This is a genomic window from Arthrobacter sp. Hiyo1, from assembly GCF_001263615.2.
In the GTDB taxonomy this organism is placed as follows: Bacteria; Actinomycetota; Actinomycetes; order Actinomycetales; family Micrococcaceae; genus Arthrobacter.
The window spans coordinates 368,894-372,493 of the sequence record NZ_DF952473.1 but is presented as its reverse complement, the minus strand read 5'-3'; the positions used below and the strand labels follow the sequence as shown (position 1 = coordinate 372,493).

Here is a 3,600-nt window from a genome sequence, read left to right as displayed (position 1 = left end):
CGCGCGTGCCCAGCCGGGTACGCCCAGCGGCTGCACTGCGTCATCGTAGGCCCGCACCAGGCGCGCGACGCTGATGGCACTCGATTCGTCGGCTACCCAGCTTGGCCAGGGACGGCCGGCGGTGTCCCCGGGAACGAAACTCAGGGTGTCCCTGCCGCTGTCGTCGATGCCCAGGAATCGGGGCGCGCCCTGGAAGCCGGCCGATTGGAGGAAATCCAGGAGGCGGCGGACCCGCGGAGAAGCGTCGCTCACAGGGCGCCGCACTGTATCGCCCACCCGGACGAGCCCCTCCGTCACGTCCCCGCCGAGAAGTGGAACGGCAGATTCCGACTGCCCGGGCTCGACGTACGGACGGCTATCGCTAGTCATCGTCCGATGCTGCCATGGCGGGGTCGACTGCGCCAGCCGGTGTGGTCCGGGTAAGGGCACCGGCCCGACGCGGTAGTGTCATCAGCGATGGAAGATCTGGGCGGCACCGTACTGACAGCGGCTGGAGCCTTCGCGGCGACAAATCTTGATGACCTTCTGGTCTTGTCCGTTCTCTTCCTGTCAGCCAGGACGCGCCCGGTGCCCAGACTCTGGAAAATTTGGATAGCCAGTACATCGGCATTGGAATACTGACCGGTGTGGCGGCCGCGGCCGCGTTGGCGCTCACTCCCGTCCCGGTTGAGTGGGTTGGTTTCCTGGGTCTGGTGCCGCTTGTCTTGGGCTGCTACGCCTTGATTAAGGTTTCCCGCCCGTCCGGAGATCCACCGAAGCCCCGTTCGCTGACCGTGCCCGTGGTTGTCGCGGTGACAGTTGCCAACGGTGGAGACAACATCTCGGTATACATTCCACTGTTCCATTCGCTGGGACCGACTGCTTCGGTCGTGACGGGGCTGACTTTCGCGGTGCTGGTGGCGGTGTGGTGTGCCGCCGGTTACTGGCTGACAGCCCACCCGAAGGTGGGCGCGTTCTGCCGGCGGGCCGGAAACTGGGCTATTCCCGTGGTGTATGTGGCGCTTGGGCTCACCATCATTGTCCGCTCCGGAATCATTGCGCTGCTGTTCCAGCGCTGATCTTCGTAGCATGCAGGGTTCTCCCATCCGGAACTGATATGACTGCGGGTGGGTTTCATCCGGAAGCGCGCAGGAGGATTGGCAGGATATGTTCCGAGGTTCGTTTGTTGTAGGCGCTCTGGTTCTGCTTTTCGGGGCAGCGGCCGTGTTGGGGTTCGGAGCCATCTTCCGGGCCAAGAGTGTCGCGGCCCGGATTGACGCCGCAGCCGCCGGGATATTGGCCGCCGCAATGGCGGCGGTAGGGCTCGGGTGGGCTCCGCTCGGTGTGGTCCCGCTGGGAGCGGCGACTGGCGTTGTCTTCCTCTTGTCCGTCGTGAGGATCGTGTACCAAGGGCCACGGGCAGCGGGAGCCGCCGGAGCCGGGCGGTGGTCGGCGATCTATGGCGCAGCGGTGGCAGCCCTCTCGGGCTGGGTGCTGCTCTCCGCGTCGAGTGGAGCCGGATCGGTGTCGGATCATCCAGGACACCAACTGGGCATCATTCTCGCCGACATCATGGGCGCGATCCTCATGCTTTTCGCCGCCACGGGTTGGCTGTTGGGCACGTTCGCGATGCCGGCCGAGAGTAAATCGCACGCCGTACCCCGATTGAAGGGTGTCCGCGAGGCGTTGGTGGCAGCTGGACTTGCCGTAGCGTTGTACGCGATCTCCTAAGCCCGGTGCCGCCCGGAACCACCTGGCGGCGGATTTAGAATGGAGCCATGATCGATATTTCGGTCGAGAAGGTAGCCCTTCTCCTGATCATTGCCGTTTTGGTCCTTGGACCCACCAAGCTTCCGGAGTATGCGAGGAAGCTGGGGCGGCTTATCCGCGAACTGCGGCGCATGGCTTCCGGAGCGCAGGAAAAGCTTCGCCAGGAGCTCGGTCCGGAATTCGAGGACATCGATTGGCGGAAAATGGATCCGCGCCAATACGATCCTCGCCGTATCATCCGTGAAGCCCTCCTCGAGGACGAGCCGCTTCCTGAGCCTGCCATCCCAACCCAGCCACAGACCCCTGGACAGCCTCCTGCCCGCCCGGTTGTGCGGTTGGCGGCCGGCAGAAGGCCCCTTTCGACGACGAGTCCACCTGATCCGTTAGTCGAGGCGCGGTGTGCGCGGGGGAGCGGTGCGGCGCTCGCCTGTTCCTTCGAAGGCCGCGGCCAGTGACAGCAGTGCGGTGTCGTCGTACGCGCGGCCGGCGAACGTGAGCCCCACGGGCATGCCGATATCGCTCATAGTTCCCATCGGTACGGTGACTGTCGGGATCCCCAGGTGCCGGGGGACGAGGTTGCCGTTGGCCACCCAGACGCCGTTGCGCCAGCCGAGATCGGCTGAGGGTTCGTTGACGTCCATGTCGGCCGGGCCGACATCGGCTGCCGCGGGGAAGATGACCGCATCCAGGCCCAGACCGTCCATCCACTCCTCAAGGTCCACCCGCCGGGTCTCTTCGAGTCCGCGCAGGCCTTCTTCGAGGGACGGGATGTCGGTGACGGAGGAAGCCCCGTGCAAGCGGATGTGCGCCGGGTAGTCGGCGATATCGTCGTCGAACCCGTCATAACGGTCCGGGAGCGCGCCTTCCGGATGCGGGAAGATCGCAGCGCCGTCGACGTCGGCCAGGCTGTTGAGCGACGGATCCCCGTTGGCGGAGAGGAAGTCGTCCCAGGCCCAGGCCGAGAGATCGACGATTTCGCGCTTGAGGAAGTCCGGGCTCACCAGTCCGCGGGTGGCGATGGTGGGCGCCCCCGGGCGGTCGCCTTCGTAGTTGGAAACCACGGGGAAGTCCACCAGCACCACGTCGGCGCCGGCGGCTTCGAGGTCGCGCCGGGCTGCCTCCCACAGTGCCATGACGGAATCGCGCGTCTGGATTCGTTGACCGGTGGGTCCGCCGATGCCGGGAGTTTCGCTGGTGCCGGCGTCGGGGTCCGCGTTGATGTACATGCGCGGCACCCCGAAGCGCTTGCCCCTCAACGCTGAGCGGGCGCCGTCTACGTTGGATGGTGCCAGCGCCGGGTAGGAGGCCGGACGGACCTGGGACGCGGCCGGGATCTGGACCCAGGGCTGCACGCGCCAGAAGTCGCCGCGGGTTTCGGCGTCGTCGGCCACAATGACATCGAGCAGTTCCAAAGATCCGCCATGGACCGGGTGTGCGGCACCACGACGTCCATGGTGGGGACCAGCGGCCAGTTCCCGCGCACCGAAATGACCCCACGAGACGGTGTGTACGCGCACAAGGCATTGTTCGACGCGGGCGCGCGGCCGCTGGACCAGGTCTCCTCGCCCAGGCCGAAGGCTCCGAAGCTCGCGGCGGTAGCGGTTCCGGAGCCGTTCGAGGATCCGGAGCCGAAAGCGGCGGTGAGGAAATCGCCGTTGTAGGGGCTTTCGGCGCGTCCATAGACGCCGCGCTGCATGCCGCCGTTGGCCATGGGCGGCATGTTGGTCAGGCCGATGAGCACGGCCCCTGCCGCGCGGAGGCGTTCGATGGTGAAGGCATCGCGTTGCGCGATGAGGTTTTTGAACGCGGGGGAGCCAGCGGCGGCCGTGAGCCCTTTGGCCAGAAAGCTGT

The 3,600-nt window shown here is 66.2% G+C and carries 3 protein-coding genes and 2 pseudogenes; 3 read left to right on the top strand and 2 right to left on the bottom strand.

Going from position 1 to position 3,600, the window contains the following annotated elements; translation table 11 throughout:
• Positions 1 to 369, bottom strand: a pseudogene (locus AHiyo1_RS24890) (hypothetical protein); the annotation flags it as partial.
• Between the two features lie 218 nt (positions 370 to 587).
• On the opposite strand from AHiyo1_RS24890, the gene AHiyo1_RS17175 reads away from it, so the two are divergent.
• From AHiyo1_RS17175 to AHiyo1_RS17165, 3 genes are all read left to right on the top strand, one after another.
• Positions 588 to 1,058, top strand: a complete 471-nt coding sequence (locus AHiyo1_RS17175) for a cadmium resistance transporter (protein ID WP_059389349.1) — start codon at positions 588 to 590, stop codon at positions 1,056 to 1,058.
• A gap of 88 nt (positions 1,059 to 1,146) precedes the next feature.
• On the top strand, positions 1,147 to 1,710 hold the full coding sequence (locus tag AHiyo1_RS17170; RefSeq protein WP_059389348.1) for a hypothetical protein: 564 nt from the start codon (positions 1,147 to 1,149) through the stop codon (positions 1,708 to 1,710).
• Between the two features lie 47 nt (positions 1,711 to 1,757).
• Entirely contained in the window at positions 1,758 to 2,204 is a 447-nt protein-coding gene (locus AHiyo1_RS17165) for a twin-arginine translocase TatA/TatE family subunit (protein WP_084784562.1), read from the top strand.
• Here the strand turns inward: AHiyo1_RS17165 and AHiyo1_RS17160 are convergent.
• A pseudogene (locus AHiyo1_RS17160) lies at positions 2,133 to 3,600 on the bottom strand (amidase); the annotation flags it as partial. The gene AHiyo1_RS17165 and the pseudogene AHiyo1_RS17160 sit on opposite strands and share 72 nt — an antisense overlap.

What these genes read in the sequence shown, in the direction of transcription:
- AHiyo1_RS17165 (WP_084784562.1), top strand. Translation starts at nt 1,758, where the DNA reads ATGATCGATATTTCGGTCGAGAAGGTAGCCCTTCTCCTGATCATTGCC.
- AHiyo1_RS17170 (WP_059389348.1), top strand. Translation starts at nt 1,147, where the DNA reads ATGTTCCGAGGTTCGTTTGTTGTAGGCGCTCTGGTTCTGCTTTTCGGG.